The 17,943-nt window shown below is 62.4% G+C and carries 19 protein-coding genes and 1 riboswitch; of the genes, 7 read left to right on the top strand and 12 right to left on the bottom strand.

The genetic code is table 11. The annotated features are described in order from the left end of the window. The first annotated feature begins 18 nt into the window (after nt 1-18). The 3 genes from O1A05_RS01170 to O1A05_RS01160 all read left to right on the top strand — a co-directional run bounded on the left by O1A05_RS01170 (nt 19) and on the right by O1A05_RS01160 (nt 3,862). Nucleotides 19-918: a MetQ/NlpA family ABC transporter substrate-binding protein gene (locus O1A05_RS01170; RefSeq protein ID WP_270106281.1), complete on the top strand. Its 900-nt coding sequence runs from the start codon at nt 19-21 to the stop codon at nt 916-918. A 55-nt stretch (nt 919-973) separates the two neighbouring features. Beyond that, nucleotides 974-2,275 carry an acyl-CoA dehydrogenase family protein gene (locus O1A05_RS01165; protein ID WP_270106280.1) on the top strand — a complete coding sequence of 434 codons (1,302 nt, stop codon included), beginning with the start codon at nt 974-976 and terminating at the stop codon, nt 2,273-2,275. An 81-nt stretch (nt 2,276-2,356) separates the two neighbouring features. After that, nucleotides 2,357-2,448: riboswitch (SAM riboswitch) on the top strand. 10 nt (nt 2,449-2,458) lie between these two features. Then, nucleotides 2,459-3,862 (top strand): LLM class flavin-dependent oxidoreductase, encoded by a 1,404-nt coding sequence (locus O1A05_RS01160; RefSeq protein WP_270106279.1) that lies wholly within the window; start codon nt 2,459-2,461, stop codon nt 3,860-3,862. A gap of 87 nt (nt 3,863-3,949) precedes the next feature. Here O1A05_RS01160 and O1A05_RS01155 read toward each other — a convergent pair whose 3' ends face one another. Further along, nucleotides 3,950-4,327 carry a hypothetical protein gene (locus O1A05_RS01155; protein ID WP_270106278.1) on the bottom strand — a complete coding sequence of 126 codons (378 nt, stop codon included), beginning with the start codon at nt 4,325-4,327 and terminating at the stop codon, nt 3,950-3,952. A 126-nt stretch (nt 4,328-4,453) separates the two neighbouring features. Then, a complete protein-coding gene (locus O1A05_RS01150; protein WP_270106277.1) occupies nt 4,454-5,512 on the bottom strand; it encodes an MsnO8 family LLM class oxidoreductase in 1,059 nt (352 codons plus the stop codon). A gap of 62 nt (nt 5,513-5,574) precedes the next feature. Between O1A05_RS01150 and O1A05_RS01145 the strand changes: the two genes are divergently transcribed. Further along, entirely contained in the window at nt 5,575-5,811 is a 237-nt protein-coding gene (locus tag O1A05_RS01145; protein ID WP_270106276.1) for a hypothetical protein, read from the top strand. A 19-nt stretch (nt 5,812-5,830) separates the two neighbouring features. Here the strand turns inward: O1A05_RS01145 and O1A05_RS01140 are convergent, their stop codons facing one another. From O1A05_RS01140 to O1A05_RS01125, 4 genes are read right to left on the bottom strand one after another with little or no spacing between them, the layout of a single operon-like run. Next, nucleotides 5,831-5,953: a hypothetical protein gene (locus O1A05_RS01140; protein WP_270106275.1), complete on the bottom strand. Its 123-nt coding sequence runs from the start codon at nt 5,951-5,953 to the stop codon at nt 5,831-5,833. Continuing rightward, a complete protein-coding gene (locus O1A05_RS01135) occupies nt 5,950-7,464 on the bottom strand; it encodes an aldehyde dehydrogenase family protein (protein ID WP_270106274.1) in 1,515 nt (504 codons plus the stop codon). The genes O1A05_RS01140 and O1A05_RS01135 overlap by 4 nt, the downstream gene beginning before the upstream one ends. A gap of 31 nt (nt 7,465-7,495) precedes the next feature. Next, on the bottom strand, nt 7,496-7,741 hold the full coding sequence (locus O1A05_RS01130) for an FAD-linked oxidase C-terminal domain-containing protein (RefSeq protein WP_270106273.1): 246 nt from the start codon (nt 7,739-7,741) through the stop codon (nt 7,496-7,498). A gap of 31 nt (nt 7,742-7,772) precedes the next feature. Next, entirely contained in the window at nt 7,773-8,531 is a 759-nt protein-coding gene (locus O1A05_RS01125) for an IclR family transcriptional regulator (protein ID WP_270106272.1), read from the bottom strand. Nucleotides 8,532-8,738: 207 nt separating this feature from the next. On the opposite strand from O1A05_RS01125, the gene O1A05_RS01120 reads away from it, so the two are divergent. Together O1A05_RS01120 and O1A05_RS01115 are read left to right on the top strand one after the other, a co-directional pair. After that, nucleotides 8,739-9,821: an amidohydrolase family protein gene (locus O1A05_RS01120; RefSeq protein WP_270106271.1), complete on the top strand. Its 1,083-nt coding sequence runs from the start codon at nt 8,739-8,741 to the stop codon at nt 9,819-9,821. 210 nt (nt 9,822-10,031) lie between these two features. Further along, nucleotides 10,032-10,886: an ABC transporter substrate-binding protein gene (locus O1A05_RS01115; RefSeq protein WP_270106270.1), complete on the top strand. Its 855-nt coding sequence runs from the start codon at nt 10,032-10,034 to the stop codon at nt 10,884-10,886. Nucleotides 10,887-10,962: 76 nt separating this feature from the next. Here O1A05_RS01115 and O1A05_RS01110 read toward each other — a convergent pair whose 3' ends face one another. From O1A05_RS01110 to O1A05_RS01100, 3 genes are all read right to left on the bottom strand, one after another. After that, the gene (locus O1A05_RS01110; RefSeq protein ID WP_270106269.1) at nt 10,963-12,363 is read right to left on the bottom strand and encodes an NAD-dependent malic enzyme; all 1,401 of its coding nucleotides are present in this window, start codon (nt 12,361-12,363) and stop codon (nt 10,963-10,965) included. A 95-nt stretch (nt 12,364-12,458) separates the two neighbouring features. Beyond that, nucleotides 12,459-13,859, bottom strand: coding sequence for a hypothetical protein (locus O1A05_RS01105; protein ID WP_270106268.1), 1,401 nt, complete (start codon nt 13,857-13,859; stop codon nt 12,459-12,461). A gap of 124 nt (nt 13,860-13,983) precedes the next feature. Then, nucleotides 13,984-14,313 carry a hypothetical protein gene (locus tag O1A05_RS01100; RefSeq protein WP_270106267.1) on the bottom strand — a complete coding sequence of 110 codons (330 nt, stop codon included), beginning with the start codon at nt 14,311-14,313 and terminating at the stop codon, nt 13,984-13,986. A 280-nt stretch (nt 14,314-14,593) separates the two neighbouring features. Here O1A05_RS01100 and O1A05_RS01095 point away from each other — a divergent pair, with 280 nt between their 5' ends. Next, nucleotides 14,594-15,484: a siderophore-interacting protein gene (locus O1A05_RS01095; RefSeq protein ID WP_270106266.1), complete on the top strand. Its 891-nt coding sequence runs from the start codon at nt 14,594-14,596 to the stop codon at nt 15,482-15,484. Between the two features lie 18 nt (nt 15,485-15,502). On the opposite strand, the gene O1A05_RS01090 is transcribed toward O1A05_RS01095, so the two are convergent. From O1A05_RS01090 to O1A05_RS01080, 3 genes are all read right to left on the bottom strand, one after another. Next, on the bottom strand, nt 15,503-16,696 hold the full coding sequence (locus O1A05_RS01090) for a sensor histidine kinase (RefSeq protein ID WP_270106265.1): 1,194 nt from the start codon (nt 16,694-16,696) through the stop codon (nt 15,503-15,505). A 298-nt stretch (nt 16,697-16,994) separates the two neighbouring features. Further along, nucleotides 16,995-17,732 (bottom strand): response regulator, encoded by a 738-nt coding sequence (locus O1A05_RS01085; protein ID WP_270106264.1) that lies wholly within the window; start codon nt 17,730-17,732, stop codon nt 16,995-16,997. After that, nucleotides 17,733-17,939, bottom strand: coding sequence for a hypothetical protein (locus O1A05_RS01080; RefSeq protein ID WP_270106263.1), 207 nt, complete (start codon nt 17,937-17,939; stop codon nt 17,733-17,735). It lies immediately after the preceding gene. Between the last annotated feature and the right edge of the window lie 4 nt (nt 17,940-17,943).

Here is a 17,943-nt window from a genome sequence, read left to right as displayed (position 1 = left end):
TCCGAGAAAGAGACCATCATGACCATCGCACCCCGCCGCTTCGCCTCCGTCGCCCTTTCCGGCGCCGCCCTGCTTGCCCTGACCTCCTGCGGGCTGGTCAATGCTGGCTCCTCCGCCGACGACGACCAGACCATCTCGATGATCGTCACCGAATCCGCGCCGTACCAGGACCCCACGGAGATCGTGAAGGAACAGCTCGAAGAGCAGGGCTGGACCCTGGAGACTACCTACGTCACCGACATCGTGCTGCCTAATGAAGCCGTGAACAACGGTGAATACGACGTCAACTTCTTCCAGCATCAGGCCTACCTGCGCCAGTTCAACCAGGACAACGGCACCGACGTGGAGTCGCTGTTCTCGGTCTACTACACCCACTCCGGGATCTTCTCGCTGACCTACGACAGCCTCGACGAGCTTCCCGACGGCGCGCAGGTGGCCATCCCCGTCGATACCTCCAACAACGGCCGCGCCCTGAAACTGCTGGCCGATGGCGGAGTGATCGAAGTGGATGAATCCAAAGAAGTCACCGAACTCTCCCAGCGTGACATCACCGCCAATCCGAAGAACATCGAGTTCATCGAGATTGACCAGCAGTCCCTGGGCCAGTCCCTGCCTGACGTCGACGCCGGATTCGGCTTCATCCGCTCCATCGCTGACGCCGGCTACGACATCGAGGACACCGTGCTGCTCCTCGAGGAAGACCCGGAGGTGAAGGTGCCGTTCACCGTGGTCGTCGCCTCCCAGCCCGAGTTCCGCGATACCGAAGCGGCGAGGGTGCTCCAGGAGGCCTACCAGTCCGAAGAAGTGCAGCAGTGGTACGACGAGTACCTCGGCGGTGGCGTGGTCACCTACGAAGGCTCGATCACCGTGGAGAACTCGGCCGACACCTGGGCCGAATTCGCCGCTGCCACCGACTGATCACCCTGCGCACACCACACCGATACGTGAGAGACCCGAAGGAGAACATCAGCCGATGAGCATCCGGACCGCGTCCCCCGCCGACCACGATTACCGGCGCTTGCGCGAGCAGTATCGTGACATTTTTGACGACATTGCCCGCGGCGAGCTGGCCCGGGAATCCGGCCGCCACCTGCCCTTCTCACCCATGGAGACCCTGCGGACGCGCGGCTTCGGCGCGCTCACCGTGGACTCCGACGACGGCGGAGCCGGGGCCGGCCATGAAACCGCACTGCGCCTGCTGATCGATCTCGCCGAGCTCGACGCCAACACCGCCCACCTGGCCCGCAGCCAGCTGATCTTCGTCGAGCACGTGCGCATGCAGGCCTCCGCCGAGCTGCGTCGCAAGTGGTTCCGCCACATCATCGACGGCGAATGGTGCGGGTCCGCCCTCTCCGAGAAGACCAGCGCCGGGCTCGGCGACACCTCCACCAAAGTGTGGGAAGACGACGCCGGATCCCTGCTCATCACCGGGGAGAAGTACTACACCACCGGCACCATCTTCTCCACCTGGACCCTCGTCAACGCCATCGTCGACAAGCCGCTGGCCTCACGCCGCGTGCGCCGGCAGCGTCGTCGCGGCGACACCGGGGTCACCTCCGCTTCGGCCGCCCGTGCCCTCGCCCTCGTGCGAGTACGCCAGCCGCGGGTGCAGGTGAAAGACGACTGGGACGGCTTCGGCCAACGCCTCACCGGCACCGGCACCCTCGAAATGAAGGGTGCCGGGGTGGAAGACCTCCTCGATCCGCCGCCACCCAACGGGCTGGTCCCGATCCATCACGAAATCACCCTGCTCGCGCTGATGGCCGGAATCGGCCGCGCCGCATTGAAGGAAGGAATCGAACTCACCCGCAACCGATCCCGGGTGTTCAACACCGGCGGCGGGGTCCGAGCTCGGGAGGACGACCAGCTGCTTGGCATCATCGGTGAGCTCTCCGCCCAGCAGCACACGGTCGAAGAGCTGGTGCGCGCTGTCGGCCGCGACCTCGACCTGGCCGCTGATGCCGAGGCCGCCGGCGAGGAGGCTGCGACCCAGCGCGCGGAACTACTGCGCGAGGCTGGCCTCGCCGCCCAGCGGGCTCACGTGGTCATCCCGCGTCTGGTGCTCGACATCTGCACCCGCATCTTCGATACCCTGGGTGCCTCCGCCACCTCCAACGAACTGCAGCTCGACCGGCACTGGCGCAACGCCCGCACCCTGGCCTCCCACGACCCGGCCGCGTTCATGGCCCGGATGATCGGCGACTGGGAGGTCAACCGAGTGGAACCGGTGCCGTTCCTCGGCGTCGGCGAAACCGACGATGAAGAGACCGACTAGTCCGGTAGCCCCCTCGTCAGATCGACACACGAAGCAACACAGTGCATTCCGCCCCCACCCATGTGTGATGGAATCGGACAGTACCCATCCAGAGCGGCCGAGAGATCTGGCTCTACGACGCCGCAGCAACCACCGGACCGTCCGGCAGGTGCTCATGCCAGAACCGATGGAAGGAGATACCTCATGCCCGACGCAACCTCGAATCAGCGCAAGATCCTCTTCAACGCCTTCGACATGAACTGCGTTGCCCACCAGTCACCCGGCCTATGGCGCCACCCGGACGACCACGCCCGCGACTACAACAAGCTGTCCTACTGGACCAACCTCGCCCAGATTCTGGAGCGCGGGCTCTTCGACGGGCTGTTCATCGCCGATGTGCTCGGCCCTTACGACGTCTACGGTTCCAGCTCGGAGGCCGCGCTGACCTCTGGTGCGCAGACCCCGGTGAACGACCCGTTTCTGCTGGTCTCCGCCATGGCGGCGGTCACCCAGAACCTCGGCTTCGGCGTCACCGCAGGCACCGCCTACGAGCACCCGTACCCCTTCGCTCGCCGCCTGGCCACCCTCGATCACCTCACCGAAGGCCGTGTGGGCTGGAACGTCGTCACCGGATACCTGCCCTCGGCGGCGAAGAACATCGGTCAGGACGACCAGATGGAGCACGACGAGCGCTACAACCACGCCGATGAGTACCTCGACGTCGTCTACAAGCTGCTCGAATCCTCCTGGGAGGACGACGCGGTGCTCTACGATAAGGAATCCGGCGTCTTCGTCGACCACACCAAGGTGCACAACATCGAGCACGAGGGCACGTACTTCAAGACCCCTGGCATCGCCGTGACCGAGCCCTCGCCGCAGCGCACCCCGGTGATCTACCAGGCCGGCGCCTCCACCCGCGGCCGTGCCTTTGCCGGCAAGCACGCCGAGGCCGTGTTCATCAACTCGCCCACGGACGAGCTGATCTCCGGCACCGTGAAGAAGATCCGCCAGGCTGCTATTGATGCCGGCCGCGATGGCGGCGACGTGAAGATCTTCTCCATGCAGACCATTGTCACCGGTGCGACCGATGAGGACGCCTGGGCCAAGTACCGCGAGCTGACCCAGTACGTGGATCCGCTGGGTGGCCTGGTGCTGATGAGCGGCTGGATGGGCGCCGACTTCTCCAAATTCGAGCTGGACGAGCCGATCGGCGAGATCGAATCCAACGCCATCCAGTCGGCCGTGGAGACCTTCAAGAAAGCGTCCGGCGATGAAGGCAACGAATGGACCGTCCGTCAGCTGGCCGAATGGTGCGGCGTGGGCGGATTCGGCCCCGTCATCATCGGTTCCGGCGAGACGGTCGCCAAGGAGCTGGTCCGGATTCAGGACGAGACCGACGTCGACGGCTTCAACCTGGCGTACCACATCACCCCGGGGACCTTCGAGGACATCGTCGAGTACGTGGTGCCGGAGCTGCAGAAGCTCGGCCGCTACAAGACCGAATACACCGAGGGCACGCTGCGCAACAAGTTGCATGGCGAGGGAGACCACTTCAAGGACAACCACTACGCCTCGAAGTTCATCCTCCGCAACCGTGTAAACGCCTGATCACGCCCCAAATACGGCTAGACCAAGGGCGGGGCCGCAGAACCGAATGGTTCTGCGGCCCCGCCATTGAATGAACGGTGTGCCGGATCAGCTGCCGGCGGTGTGCTTACCCGGTGCCTCCGGGTTGCCGCCGCCTTCTGCTTCCAGGGATTCGGCCGGATCGGAAACGGTGTCCGGGTCAGCGGCCGTTGCAGCGTCATCGGAGGAGTAGCCGGTGGACTTGTCCACGAATCCGGCGGCCTTCTCGGCGGCATCCCCGAACTGGGGAGCCTTCTCCTTGACGGCGTCGGTGGCCTTCTCCGCCACATCGTGGACCTGACGCTGGGTCTTCGGGTCTGTCCAGAAATCTTGAGCCTGGCGGGCGATCTCTTCGGCCTTGCGGCGGCCTTCACGGGAGCCGGCGAAGTAGCCGATGGCGGCACCCGCACCGAGGGTGAGCAGTCGACGGACGCTGAAAAGCTTCATGGTCTACCTCTATCTTTCGCACAGACGACGAGATGGGTTGTTCCATCCCGCTACTCTGCCCCATTTTTGCGAGTCGCCGCGGTACAGGTCAATGACCGGTGCGCTGAGAATACGGTGAGAATCCCCTCAGATTCTCCACACCTGGGCCAGAAGTTCGTCGCTGCGCCGTTGGGCTGCGGGGTCCGCCATGCCACCGGTCACCAGCACCTCGTCCGCACCGGCGAAGTCGATGAGCCGCTCAAGCTGTTCACGGACCTGGTCGGGTGTGCCCGTGATGACCTGATCCAGGTGTTCGTGAAGACGATGACGCTCGCGGTCACTCAAGGAGGCGAGGTCTAGCTCGTCGACCGGTTGCAACGGCTCGAAAGAACCGACGGTGCGCGAACGAGTCAGTGCCCAGGCCTCCGGCAGTGCCAGCTGGGCCGCGTCTTCGGCGTTGTCGGCGACGGCTGCCGAGACGGCCACCACCACCCACGGTGCCTGGCGCCGGTGCTCCGAGGGGACGAAATCTCGTCGGTAAGTGGCAATGCCCTCATGGTGTTCCCCGGGGTCGGCGTCCCGTGCAGCTGCCATGAGACCAGGGCCGCCCACCACCACCCCGGTACCCAGTTGCGCGGCGAGCGGGATGGACCGTGATGACGCCAGAACAAACAGTGGGGTCTGTGACCGATCTGCCGGCTGGGCGGTGACTTCGGCGCCGTCGTCGTGACGATCATCGAGGTAGGCGATCAGTTCGCGTGCCTGGTCGCCGGCGTCAAAGCGGGCCGAATCGTCCTGTCGTAGCGCCCGACGCACGGGCGCGGTGAATCCGACCGAGGAACCGAGCCCGGCGTCGATACGGCCGGGGGCGAGGGCTTGCAGGGTAGCGATCTGTTCAGCCATCACGAGTGGCTGGTGGTCCGGCAACATGATGCCGCCGGAGCCGATACGAATGCGTTCCGTGCGCGCGGCGAGTGCCGCCATCAGCACGGTGGGCGCTGAACCGGCGATTCCCGGCACTGCGTGATGCTCTGCCACCCAGAAACGGTGAAAGCCCAGCGCCTCCGCAGCCTGGGCGCGGGTGATAACGTCAGCGAGGATCTGGCTGGGTTCGACGGCGACGCCGCCCCGACGTCGGGTGTTGGCGCGATCCAGCAGAGACAGGGGCACCCGGGCCGTGGCGGGGATGCGATCAAAGGTGGTCACCTTCAGCACAACGCCCGGAGCGCGGGGAAGCATTCCCTCGCCCCGCCGGATAGGCTGAAGGTATGTCCTTCATCGAGAAACCGTCCCGCTTGGTTGGCTTGGGGTCCGCCCTGCTCGTCGTCGGCATCCTGGGATTGTTCCTCACCCCGGATTGGCCGGTCGGGCAATGGATTTTTGGCGGGCTCGCCGCCGTGGGCGCCTGGTGCTGCATCATGGGCCTCGTGGTTCAGGGCGGACGGAAACGCCCGCGTCGACTGAATCGACGCGGGCGTCACGACCGCACAAACCGGTTCCGGTGAGTCAGCGCGGCGAGCAAGGTCACCCGGTCGAGGGAACCAAGACCGGCTGACCTCCGCTGGCCACACTCAGTTCGATGGTGTCGATTCTGAAAGCATGGTCGTCACCGACGACAGCGGCGCGTGCCTGACGGATCGTGGTCATTGTACTTCTCCCTCGGCAGCGTTCGATGCTTGGCCTTCCGGATCCGGAGCCAGCGCGATGATGACGGACTTGGTGCGGGTATAGGATTCCATCTGCTCTGGTCCATTCTCACGTCCCCACCCAGAGTCTTTGACACCACCGAAGGGCATGGCCGGGTCGAGCATGGACCAGCTATTCACCCACACGATGCCGGCCTCCAGGGCGTCGGCGACGCGGTGAGCGCGTGAGATATCGGTGGTCTGCACCCCTGCTGCCAGACCGTAGCGGGTGGAGTTCGCCAGCTCGATCGCCTCGGCTTCGGTGTCGAAGGCCTGCACGGTGAGTACCGGTCCGAAAATCTCCTCCTGGACGGCTTCCGCAGAGTTATCCACTCCGGTCAGCACGGTGGGCTGGAAGTACAGGCCACCGTCCAGATCCAGCGCTTGGCCGCCGGTCACCAGCGTTGCCCCCGCGTCGACCGCCTGCTTCACCGCAGACGCGATCTTCTCCCGCTGCCGCGACGTGGCCACCGGGCCGATGACCGTCTCCGGCTGTGACGGATCACCCAGCGGAACATGAGGCAGCGCCGCGGCTAGTGCTTCCAGCATCGGCTCGAGCAGATCCCGCTGAACCAGAAGGCGAGGTCCTCCCATGCAGAACTGGCCGGTGTTGAACACGAACGCGGAGATCGTGGTCTGAATGGCTTGCTCCACGTCGGCATCGGCGAACACGATATTGGCTGCGTTGCCGCCCAACTCGGCCGTCAGCGGACGGAGGTGGCGTCCGGCGAGCTCGGCCAGGTGCGCTCCGGTGGTGCTGGAACCCGTGAAGGCGACTTTGGCGACGTCCGGATGGGTTACCAGATGTTCCCCGATCTCTCGCCCATAGCCGGTGACCAGGTTGTAGACCCCGTCAGGAACCCCAGCCTCGGTCAGAATGCGAGCCACGAACAGTGCCGAGAGCGGGGTATCTTCCGCGGGTTTGTGCACGATCGTGTTGCCGGCGGCCAGGGCGAAGGCGATCTTGGTGGTGGACAGAATCAGCGGAAAATTGAACGGCGTAATGGCGGCGACGACGCCCAGTGGTTCCCGCTGGGTGTACGCATGCGCCGGCAACGGGGTGCGCCGGACGGCGCCGTCAAGCTGCTGCGCCAGTGCTGCGGCATATTCGTATGTTTCCGCCGCGGTATTGACGTCAACGGCGGTGGCAAAGCTGATCGGCTTGCCGACGTCCATGCTCTCGACTTGCGCGAGCTGATCAGCCTGCTGGCGTAGCGCTGCGGCAGCACGCAACAGCACCGCAGCACGCTCTCGGCCGGAAATCCGAGACCAAGAACCGGCACGGAATGCGCGCTGAGCTGCGCTGACGGCGGTGTCGACGTCGGCAATCGTGCCGGCAGGTGTGGACGCGATCACCGACTGGTTCGCCGGGTTGATCACGTCGATCCGCTGATCGCCGCTGCTGGGTGTTTCGCGGCCGTCGATCCAATGCTGGGCGTGCTGCAGATGAGACGGCAGTGTCATTGCGACCATGGTGAAGCTCCTCAATGAGTGGGTGGATGGGTTAAAGAAGTTGGTGGCCGGCGTCGCGGTAGCGCGCTCCCCAGATCCCGGATTTGCCCGGAGCCATGATGGAGTTTGGATCCAGCGCGTCCTTGATGCGCTCGCTGAATCGCAATAGGACGTTGTCGTTGAAATCGAAGGTCTTCATCACCTGGTCCATCAGCGCGAGGTGGGTTCGGTACTGGCCATAGCCTTCGGCAGTGGCCTCGTCCACCAACGTGCGCGTCAGAACGTTGTCATTCTCCATAGTTGACGACTTTACGTGATGGTGACGAGTGTCACAATATGTTGGATGGTCTCAGGAGTTCCTCCATCCGCGCGACGAAGGGGCGCAGCTGCTCAATCAGACTGTGAGCATCCGTGGGTTGAGCCATGCGCTGGTAGGGGACGGTCACGGAGGCAGCCGCAACGACGTTCGCAGACCAGTCATGTACGGGGAGCGCGACCGCGGCCACTCCAGATTGAGCTTCGCCGACCTGCAGGGCGAATGTGCGGCGTCGAACACGGGCAAGCTCCGCCTCCAGTTCTTCAAGATTCTGGACGTGGGAGTGGGGCGCTCCGCTCCAATCGTGATTCGAGAATCGTCGCCGGAGTTCAGCCTCGGGCAGCGCAGCGAGGATGGCGCGGCCCCCTGCAGTGGCGTGGGCTGGTGTCGTGCGGCGGATGGGGCGGGAGATCCGAACCAGATGCGAGCCTTCCACAGACAGGATGAACCGAATGTCGGTTCCTTCCAGGACCATCAGGTGACAGGTTTCCAGCAGTTTCCGTGCCGCTTTTCGTAGCGTGGGTTCCAACGTTGCGGTCAGATCTGTGCCGCGATCGACGTTGATGGCGAGTTGGCGCAGCGCAGAGCCCACGCCGTACGCGGTCCCGCGCCCGGACTGGGAGAGGAAGCCTTGGGCGACGCAGGTCGTCAGTATTCGGTGCGCCATCGATGGACTGATGTCGAGTTCGTGGGCCAGCTGGGTCAACGTGATGTGACCTCGCGTGGCCACCAGCTTCACGGTGTGGAGCGTTCGTTCGGCTGTTTGAAGCATGGAATCCCCATTTCCTGATTGTGGAAATTGGACCACTGGGATGACGGATAATCAAGGGGGTCGTGCTCACTTCTCCCGGTGTGGTGGACAGAAGTCTTCCTAATTCAGGAATCTGCACCCGGACGTACTTCCTCGATTCGCCGTCTCCCTAGACTTCGGTTCAGCCGGACATCTCGTTCGGACATGACCGTGATCAAGGGAGACACCATGACGGATCCAGCGCCCTCAACGCCCGAGAAATTGCATGCTGGAGGTGACCGAGGCTATCTGCGTATTGCGACCGAAGAGGCCTACGCATTGCCCGAGATGTACGAGCTGTACCGTCAGCAGTTGAGTGACGGCACGAACCCGGACCTCGGCTTCAACAGCCTGGTCGGATACTTCCTCGGCAGCGAGCATCCGCAGCCGCGCGATGTGGTCGCTCGACTCCAGGATGCTGGCGAACGACGGATTCGCGATATGGACGAGTCCGGAATCGACCATCAAGTGCTAGCGCTGACCGCACCGGGAACTCAGGTGTTGGATGCCATCGAAGGCAGTCGAATCGCCTCCCTGACGAACGATCGACTCGCTGAGGCATGCCAAGACCACCCTGACCGGTTTTCAGCTCTGGCCGCCGTGAGCTTCGAGTCTGAGGACGCTGGCGCCGGTGAGTTGGAGCGCGCCGTCACCGAATTGGGGCTGAAAGGCCTGATCGCCAACTCGCACATTCGTGGACGATATTTGGACCACCCGGACTTCTTCCCGGTGCTGGAGCGGTGCGTCGAGTTGGATGTCCCGTTGTATCTGCATCCGAGCACCCCTCCCAATGCGATGATCGAGCCGTTTCATCAGGCCGGCCTGGACGGAGCCGTTTTCGGATTCGGGGTTGAGACTGGATTCCACCTTCTCCGGATGATCACCTCGGGACTTTTTGACCGCCTGCCGCAACTTCGCGTGGTGGTTGGTCACCTCGGAGAAGCGCTGCCGTTCTGGGCCCCCAGGATCGATCATATGCACGCGAAACAAGTCGCTTCGGGACGGTACGACGCTATTCGGCCACTGGAGAAGAAACCCTCGGAGTATCTGAGGTCGAATATCTGGATCACCACCAGCGGCATGCCTTGGACAGAGCAGATCATGTTCGTCCGCAGCGTGGTCGGTGCAGATCGCGTCATGTATGCCATGGACTACCCCTACCAGTTCGACGTCGCGGAAGTCGTCGAGCAGGACAATCTACCGCTGTCTGACGCGGAGAAGAAGGCGTTCTTCGAAGACATCGCACGAGACGTGTTCAGGCTCGAGGTTTGAGCCATGAGACCGCATCAGCAGAGACAGGAGAGCGTGATGAGAAAATCGGCCAACCGAGTGGAGAAGGATGTCCGTCACCGATGTCTCCTGCTGGGATCCGTAGCAGGGTGTGCGATAGTCATCCTGACGGGATGCGGCGAAGGGTCTCCGTCCGGGGATGATGGCCCGACTGCGAATGGCAGTGGCGCCGAGGAACTGACCACCATCTCGGTGGGCACGCTCCCCATCGCCTCGTCAGCCGAGCTGCGGTTCGGAGTGAGCGAGGGAATCTTCGCCGAGCATGGACTCGACGTCGAGTTGGTGGAAGGACAAGGCGGGGCAGAGCTGTTGCCTGCCGTGCAGAATCAATCGCTGGCCATCGCGGTTGGCAACCCCATGTCAGTGCTCACGGCGGCGGAGCGGGGACTCGATGTAAAGGTGATCTCCGGATATTCTTGGTCGTCGGCGTCCGGGGAGGACATCAACGCCGTGGTGACGCGTGCGGATTCGGGAATCGAAGAGTTCACCGATCTGGAGAACCGGGTGGTCACCGTCAACGCCCTGCATACTCTCGGTGATCTTTCGATTTTGGAGTCCGTGGATCAGCAAGGCGGAGATCCGTCGAGCGTGCGCTTCAACGAGATGGCTTTCCCTGACATGCTGCCGCAGCTGGAAGAGGGGAACGTCGACGCGGTGTGGATACCGGATCCGTTCTTGGGAATGGCACTAGAGGACCCTGAGAATGTCGTGGTGGGTCATCCGAACCAGGTGGCCATGGAGAGCATGCCGCTGACGATCGCTTTCACCTCGTCGGCCTTCGCGGAAGAAAATCCGGAGGTGATCCAGGCATTTACAGACGCGTTGACGGAATCCACGGAGGCCGCTTGGGAAGACGAGGACGCGCTGCGTTCTTCGATCGCCTCGTCATTGAACATGGACGAGGCTGTGGCCCAGCGCATTCGCCTCGAGCCTGCACACACGGACCTGCCGACGGAGACACTTCAGCAGGTCTATGACTTGATGTTGAAGTACGACATGGCGACGGACCCTCTCGACGTCGAGTCGCTCTATGTGAGCGACGAGTAGAGACACCGCACGCACATGGCGTGGCGGCCGCGAATCCAGAGATTCGCGGCCGCCCCGCGGAGTGCAGCTTCGGTGGTTACAGCGTGGCCACACCCTGGTCGCGGGCGACCTTGGCCACAGCTTCTGCCACGCGGGTGGACACCTCAGGGTCGAACACCGAGGGGATGATGAAGCTCGGGTTGCGCTCTTCATCGGATACGCAGGAAGCGATCGCCTCGGCGGCCACCACCAGCATCTCGTCCACGATGTCGCTGGCGCCGGCATCCAGCAGTCCACGGAAGAATCCGGGGAAGGCCAGCACGTTGTTGATCTGGTTCGGGAAGTCCGAGCGACCGGTGGCCACCACAGCAGCATGCTTGGCAGCGGCCTCGGGGGAGACCTCCGGGTCCGGATTGGACATAGCGAACACGATGGCGCCGTCGTTCATCTTCTCAATGTCGGAGGCATCCAGCAGGTTCGGTGCGGAGACACCGATGAAGACGTCGGCGCCCACCACGGCTTCCTTCAGCGAACCGGAGAAGCCCTCCTCGTTGGTGTTCTGTGCCAGCCAGTTGCGGTGAGCATCGGCGTGCTCGGAGCCGCGCTCGATCACACCGGAGCGACCCGCGGCGACAATGTGCCTCGCGCCGGAGGCCTGCAGCAGCTTGATGATGGCGGTGCCTGCCGCACCCACGCCGGACACCACAATGCGGATGTCTTCGATCTTCTTGTCCACGACCTTCAGCGCGTTCACCAGGGCGGCCTGGGTGACGATGGCGGTGCCGTGCTGATCATCGTGGAAGACCGGAATGTCGAGCTCTTCGCGCAGGCGCGCTTCAATCTCGAAGCAGCGCGGAGCGGAGATGTCCTCCAGGTTGATGCCACCGTAGGCGGGCGCAATAGCCTTGCAGATCGCGATGATCTCTTCGGTGTCCTTGGTGTCCAGGGCCACCGGCCAGGCGTCGACGCCGGCGAACTGCTTGAACAGCACAGCCTTGCCTTCCATCACCGGCATGGCGGCCTCGGGACCAATGTCGCCCAGGCCCAGCACCGCGGTTCCGTCGGTGACGACGGCGACGGTGTTCTTCTTGATGGTCAGGTTGCGGGCGTCGGCCTTGTTCTTCGCGATGGCCTGGCAGACGCGGGCCACGCCGGGGGTGTAGGCGCGGGAAAGATCGTCGCGGTTGCGCAGCGGCACGCGTGCGGTGGTCTCGAGCTTGCCGCCCAGGTGCATGAGGAAGGTCCGGTCGGAGATGTTGCCGACGGTGACGCCGTCCAGCGCGTCGACGGCGGCCCGGATCTCATCACCGTGCGCGCGGTCGCGGGTGTTGCAGGAGACATCAATGGTCAGTCCTGCGTGGGATGATTCCACGACGTCGACCGCGGTGATCTGGGCGCCGGTGGCGGCGATGGCGTTGGTGACGTCCGAAGTGGCGGTGAAGGTGGCGGGGGTCGACACCCGTGCGGTGATCGAATAGCCGGGGCTGGGAGCAGCCATGGATTCTCCTTTGTTGTGGGACAGGTCTGGGAAAGAATCTACCTGGCCGCCGCGGATATTACCTGTGCCTGACGGTCCTAAACGGTTGGTCGGTATTAGCGGCTGCGTTCGGGAATCCCGGTGTTTTCGTCACCCAGCGGCGTAGGCTCGGCGTTTTCATCGGTCTCGTCGTCGACGTCGATGGTCTCTTCGGGCGCGGAATGGTACGGGTTGTAGGGGCTTCCTTCCTGAATGGTCTCCATCGACTCCTGCATACTCGTAGCACCGTCGCCGTCGATCTCGCCGAATTCTGCCAAAGTCGATTCAAGGTGGGTTGCTCCGGTGTCCATTTCCCAGGCGAGATCGCGCAGGAGCCCTGATTGAACGCCCGTCACATCGTTGTAGGGAGGTTCGATGCTGGCGGAAGCAAGACCGATGTTGGAATTGCGCAGAAGCTCACCTCCAATGAAGCACAGGTTTGCGTTGCTGCCGATATCTGTCATGACCCCGGAAAGGTCGCGCAGATTCGAGATGATCGACGCCACGCGATCTTCGTCGATCGAAAAGTTGACGTCGCCTTCCGATTCGGGGGAGACGATTGTCGGGGCATCCATGTTGTAGTCGCCCTGACGTTCATAGAACACCTGGTGGGATTCGGTGAGCATGTTGTAGAGGGCTACTTCTTCGGCATGAATGGTCGCATTGAGACCATTCACGAGGTTTTGGAACTCGGTCATCGCGGCCGAATAACTATCGGGGGCAGCCTCGATGAGATCCGTATCGACCGTGGTGCTCTCGAGGATCTCGACGCCGAGGCTCGCCAGCTTCAAAGCAGGGTTGATCTTGTCCCCCGCGAAAATCTGGGCGCCTTTGAGGGCGGTGCCAACGACTTTCAGCGCGGTTTGCCACCCTCGTGCTGCAGCGGCATCGGCTAGCAAATTGAACTCAGAAATCATGTGGTTCAGAATCTCGTGGAGATCCAGCCGTGCTTGCTTCCAGATCTCCTGCACGCCAGTCAACGCCGCTCCACGAATGACTGCCATGGCGTGGTATCGCTGCACCGTGTTGTCGATGGACACCAGGAACTCACGGAAACCTCGTTCCGTTTCGCCGTTCATGCCGTCCTTGGCGTCTGTATCGATCAGTTCAAGGAGGGGACCCACTCGACCGGATGACGTGCTTGCCGCGTCTTCTCCCTCACCGAGATTGAGTGCCGCTTCGACGTCGAGGCAGGTCGCCACGGTATCGTCGAGAGCCTCGGGATTCGGCAGAATATGCCAATCCCGAGTCAAAAGAGTGACTCCTTGCGAGATCTCGCTGAAGGGTGTGACGTATCGGTCGCTCTCAGTAGTGAAGGGTATCCCACCGCGGGGGCTAACTGTCGTGTCCGTTGCTTGTCCACCGCCGTAGCCTTCCGCATCGGGAGCGGTGACCGTCGAGGTTTGACCTCCGACCATATAGAGAGGTCGGAGGGTATAGCTGGCATCTCCCGAGCGCTTGTAGCCTTCCTCTGCCATGTAAGCGTCAATGGCCGCAACTCGCAGTTGGGACACAAGATCTTGGATATTGGTCTGCTTGCTTACTCCACCCATGGAAGTGCCTTTCGTTCAGGGCGATCTGGTGTCCTGGAACGGACTTTCGCTAGGAGCGCCGAGTGGCGCCGATAATCAGTGACGTGCTGCCGAGAACCGCGAGCAGAAGTGCCGCTCCGCTGTGTTGCTGACGGCCGGTCAGACAGGTCATTTGTAGATCGGTGGAGATCCCGTCGAACCGCTCGCTAGGGGCATTGCCTTGGACGCTGTCGTCGCCAAAGGCTGCGGAAGCGCAAGAGACAGTGAGAGTCCAGTCGTTATCTGTCACTTCGTCACCAGGCGGCGGAGTGAAGAACAAGACAGCAGCAGCGAGCAACAGGATTACGCCGAGCCCGACACCGGCCAAGGCGCCGCGACGTCTTGTGCTGGTCGGCACCATCGAGTTTGCTGTTGTCGCGCCAGATGCTGGGGCCTGATTCACAGTGGTCGCTCCGAAAGTCCGTTAGCAGTGTCCAGGAACGAGACGCGGGTCTTTTAGCTTGTGGCTCCGACCGCGTAAGGTCCCTGGATAGTGTTACCAGATTTTCATTACTGCAGACGAGACCTTCTCGTCGCCAGTTCCTGGCCGACTTGATGTCGAGTGAGGCGAAATCAGGCGGATAATGGGGAAGAATCGGTCGTGCGACGTCAACCGCATCAGCAAGTGGAGGGACGAAACCGTGGGCCAGGGATCGAAGGCCAAGAAAGACAAAAAGACCAGGAAAGTCAAGAAGAAGTCCTCGAAGAAGCTGAAAAAGGCGACGTTCGGAGACGTTAAGCCGGTTCGGGTAGACCGTCCACGTCCGATGCGGAAGATTGGTCTTAAATCCGGCATTGCCGCGATGACGGTGCAGGAAACCGAACCACTGTCACCCACGGTGCGACGTATTGTGCTGGCCCCGGTCGACCCGGAACGTCGCCCGGAATCCCAGCAACTGGTGGGAGAGTACGTGCGTGTGGTGGTGCCACCGAGCGGGGCCACCCAGATTCCTGAACCCCAGTGGCGCGAAACGAAGCACGGGGCATGGCCGGTGTGGGCGAAGCCGGCTCCGCCGTCGCGGAAGTACACGATTCGTCAGTTCTGGCCAGAATCGGGTGCAATCGAAATCAACGTGACCCTTCACGACAAGGGCCCCGGAACCGATTGGGCCCGTTCGGTGCTCCCGGGCGAGACCACCTATGTGCTCGGGCCGAAATCCGGGTACCGCGTTTCCTATGACTACGACTTCTACCTGATGGTGTGCGACGAGACCGGCTTGCCCGGTGTCTCTCGGTGGCTTGAGCAATTGCCCAGTACGGCTCAGGGACATGTTTTCGTCCAGGCGCCCAGCCCGGGGTCGTTCCAGCAGCTGTCTGCGCCACCTGGAATGACCGTGACGTGGCTCAATCGGGAGGACAACCTCAGTGCAGCGGTCATGAAACTGCCGCGTCCTGAGGGGGAGGCCTTCGCCTGGATCGCCGCTGAATCGACAGCAATCCGACCACTGAGGCGCTGGATGCGTGAGACGTGGGAACTGGAGAAAGCCGACGGGTACTCGTCGGGCTACTGGAAGGACAAAACGAAGCGGTAGTTCGCGTTCACAGATGTCTCAGACCGGGAAGGACGCTTCAACGACCCATCTTTCATGGACTGGGCCGATGCTCGCTTCACCGCCCAGGAGCTCTACGCGCTCGCGGATGCCGAGGAGCCCCTGGCCCGAAGACAGCTCAAGGCTTCGGCGCCGAGTCCGGATGTGCTGGGGGAGTGCGGAGGTGAAGCTCAGGCTCACCTTTTCCTTGTCACGCTCCAAGTAGACCTGGATCGTCGATGAGGGGCGTGCGTACTTCATGGCGTTAGTGGAGCACTCCTGCAGGATGCGCAGAATCGCGTCCACGGTCGATGCACTCAGTGGTGACTTCTGGGACAGATTCGAGGTCAGCTCGACCGTGAAATCGAACTCTTCGAGGCGAGTCACCACGTGTTGGAGTCCAGATTCGATGCTCTGGAAGTCCAAACGGCTGCCGTCGCCAGGGCCGGCTGGGGACTCATTCGTGCGCAAGACATCCAGCAGTTTGCGTAGCTCGATCAGGGCTTCCCGGCTCAGTCCCTTGATTTCGGTGAGTGCCTCTTGCAGGTCTTCTAGCCGATCGCTGTGGGCGCGGCTGCCTGCTACCAGCGTCATGCTGGTGAGCTGATTCGCAACGATGTCGTGCAGATCGCGCGCCAGTGATTCGCGTTCACGCGCTCGGATGTGCAGTTTCTGTTCCTCGAGCTCCTGGTTCCTTTTCTCTGCGAGAACCATGGCACGACGAAATCGACCGATAGCGTAACCGATGCACACTACCGGAACTCCGATGACTGCGGCAGCGTGAACGAGGGATAGATCATCATGCACCAAGAGAGACACGACGAAGGGCCAAGCCGTGAACAACACCGTCGTGGTGACCTGCAACAGAGCGGTGCCACAGATGAAGATCATGGCTAAGGTCACGGCGAAGGCGAGTAAAAGCGCAACTCCGGATTCGACGAGCCACGCCAAGGTCACGCTGCTGGCAAGGAAGATGATCATGCCCGTCCACGGCCGGCGGGTGACTACAGATGCAGCCGCATAAGTAATCAGCGTCGTAAGAATCACAAACGCGTCCACAGGGTCTTCCAGTGAACGGTCCCTCAATACATCCGTCGTCATGACGGCGGCGAAGACGGCCAGGACGATGGTGATCCAGGGAGACAGGGAACCCGCGCTGGTGTCACGGTTCCACTCAGCGAAGTCGTTGCGGCTTCGAAAAGGTTTGAGGATCACACGATCAACTCTAGTCGTGTGACTCCTCAGTTGTGTCGGCGAATTTTATTCACTTCTGGTGGTCAGATTTAGCAGCCCCTGTAGATGGGGCGAAGCAACTGACAGACGGTCCGATGGATCCACATGGGAGCCACCACGTTGACTGCCGCCGGAGCGACGTTGGCTGTGACATTGTTTGCCTCCGCAGTGGCTGGCAGAGCGGTCAGGCTCGAAGCAGCCAGGGTAACGGCGGCAATGGAGGAAGCGAGAGTTGAGGTGAGTGACATGGTGGTGCCTTTTCTCTGGTGTTGGTGGGCCTTTAGAAGCGGCCAGCGAGGTGCTGGCGGCCTTTGCCCAGGCGAGGTGAAGCGATGCCCCATTCCACGGCGCGCACCAGGAGCTGAACTCGGTCGCGGACGTGAAGTTTTTGGCAGGCATTGCGTAACTGCAGCTTGACGGAGCCTTCTGAGAGGAAGAGCTCGTCGGCGATCTCGCGGTTGCTCATCCCCATGGCGAGAAGTTCGACCACCGCTTGCTCGCGATCGTTGAGTTGAGGAACGCCTCCGGGAGGTGGATTCGCCGCCCCTCCGCGCTGATTAATAACGTGCTGGGAGAGCAATTTGACCACGGCGGGAGACACCACCATGGTGTTGGTGAGCACTTGGCGGATAGCATCGACGATCTCGTCGGGTGCGGCGTCCTTGACGAGGTAGCCGGAAGCTCCGGCCTGCAATGCCGCGATGACCCAATCGGTGGAGGAGAACGTCGTGAGCGCAAGGGTTTTGATGGCCGGGTAGGCCTGAAGATCTTCGATCAGTTCGACCCCATTGCGTTCGGGCATGTCCAGATCAGTCAGGACGACATCCGGTTCCGTTGCCTGCACCTGCTCCAACGCTTCGACACCATGAGACGCCCGGCCCACGACTTCCATTTGTGGTGCTCGTTCAATCAGTTCCGCGAGTGCGCGCAACATCAGCGGCTGGTCGTCGGCAACAACGACTCGGATGGGTGCAACGTTGGGCTGGGGCATCGGGTTCTCCGCGGTCAGGATAGTCACTTAACCGCGATGATCTGCCAGGAGCGGCAGAACGGCCTTGAGAAGCAAGAACGCAGCGAGGCCCATGCCGAAGAACCACACGATGGCGGTCATCAGGGGTCCGCTGAAAGCGCCGGCGATATGGAGGCAGTAGAGCAGCACCACCGTCATGGCGCTCAGGATGATCAAGGCGGTGCGCTGCTGTTTCGCATCGACGTGCTTGCTCATGAAA

The organism is Citricoccus sp. NR2, assembly GCF_027594385.1.
Taxonomy (GTDB): domain Bacteria; phylum Actinomycetota; class Actinomycetes; order Actinomycetales; family Micrococcaceae; genus CmP2.
This window is presented reverse-complemented; position numbering and strand designations above follow the sequence as displayed.

Excerpts from the sequence above, each read along its gene's own strand:
- O1A05_RS01165 (WP_270106280.1), top strand. The coding sequence starts at position 974 with ATGAGCATCCGGACCGCGTCCCCCGCCGACCACGATTACCGGCGCTTG.
- O1A05_RS01170 (WP_270106281.1), top strand. The coding sequence starts at position 19 with ATGACCATCGCACCCCGCCGCTTCGCCTCCGTCGCCCTTTCCGGCGCC.
- O1A05_RS01160 (WP_270106279.1), top strand. The coding sequence starts at position 2,459 with ATGCCCGACGCAACCTCGAATCAGCGCAAGATCCTCTTCAACGCCTTC.
- O1A05_RS01125 (WP_270106272.1), bottom strand. The coding sequence starts at position 8,531 with ATGCTTCAAACAGCCGAACGAACGCTCCACACCGTGAAGCTGGTGGCC.
- O1A05_RS01140 (WP_270106275.1), bottom strand. The coding sequence starts at position 5,953 with ATGACCACGATCCGTCAGGCACGCGCCGCTGTCGTCGGTGACGACCAT.
- O1A05_RS01105 (WP_270106268.1), bottom strand. The coding sequence starts at position 13,859 with ATGGCAGAGGAAGGCTACAAGCGCTCGGGAGATGCCAGCTATACCCTC.
- O1A05_RS01080 (WP_270106263.1), bottom strand. The coding sequence starts at position 17,939 with ATGAGCAAGCACGTCGATGCGAAACAGCAGCGCACCGCCTTGATCATC.
- O1A05_RS01145 (WP_270106276.1), top strand. The coding sequence starts at position 5,575 with ATGTCCTTCATCGAGAAACCGTCCCGCTTGGTTGGCTTGGGGTCCGCC.
- O1A05_RS01130 (WP_270106273.1), bottom strand. The coding sequence starts at position 7,741 with ATGGAGAATGACAACGTTCTGACGCGCACGTTGGTGGACGAGGCCACT.
- O1A05_RS01135 (WP_270106274.1), bottom strand. The coding sequence starts at position 7,464 with ATGGTCGCAATGACACTGCCGTCTCATCTGCAGCACGCCCAGCATTGG.
- O1A05_RS01155 (WP_270106278.1), bottom strand. The coding sequence starts at position 4,327 with ATGAAGCTTTTCAGCGTCCGTCGACTGCTCACCCTCGGTGCGGGTGCC.
- O1A05_RS01120 (WP_270106271.1), top strand. The coding sequence starts at position 8,739 with ATGACGGATCCAGCGCCCTCAACGCCCGAGAAATTGCATGCTGGAGGT.
- O1A05_RS01110 (WP_270106269.1), bottom strand. The coding sequence starts at position 12,363 with ATGGCTGCTCCCAGCCCCGGCTATTCGATCACCGCACGGGTGTCGACC.
- O1A05_RS01100 (WP_270106267.1), bottom strand. The coding sequence starts at position 14,313 with ATGGTGCCGACCAGCACAAGACGTCGCGGCGCCTTGGCCGGTGTCGGG.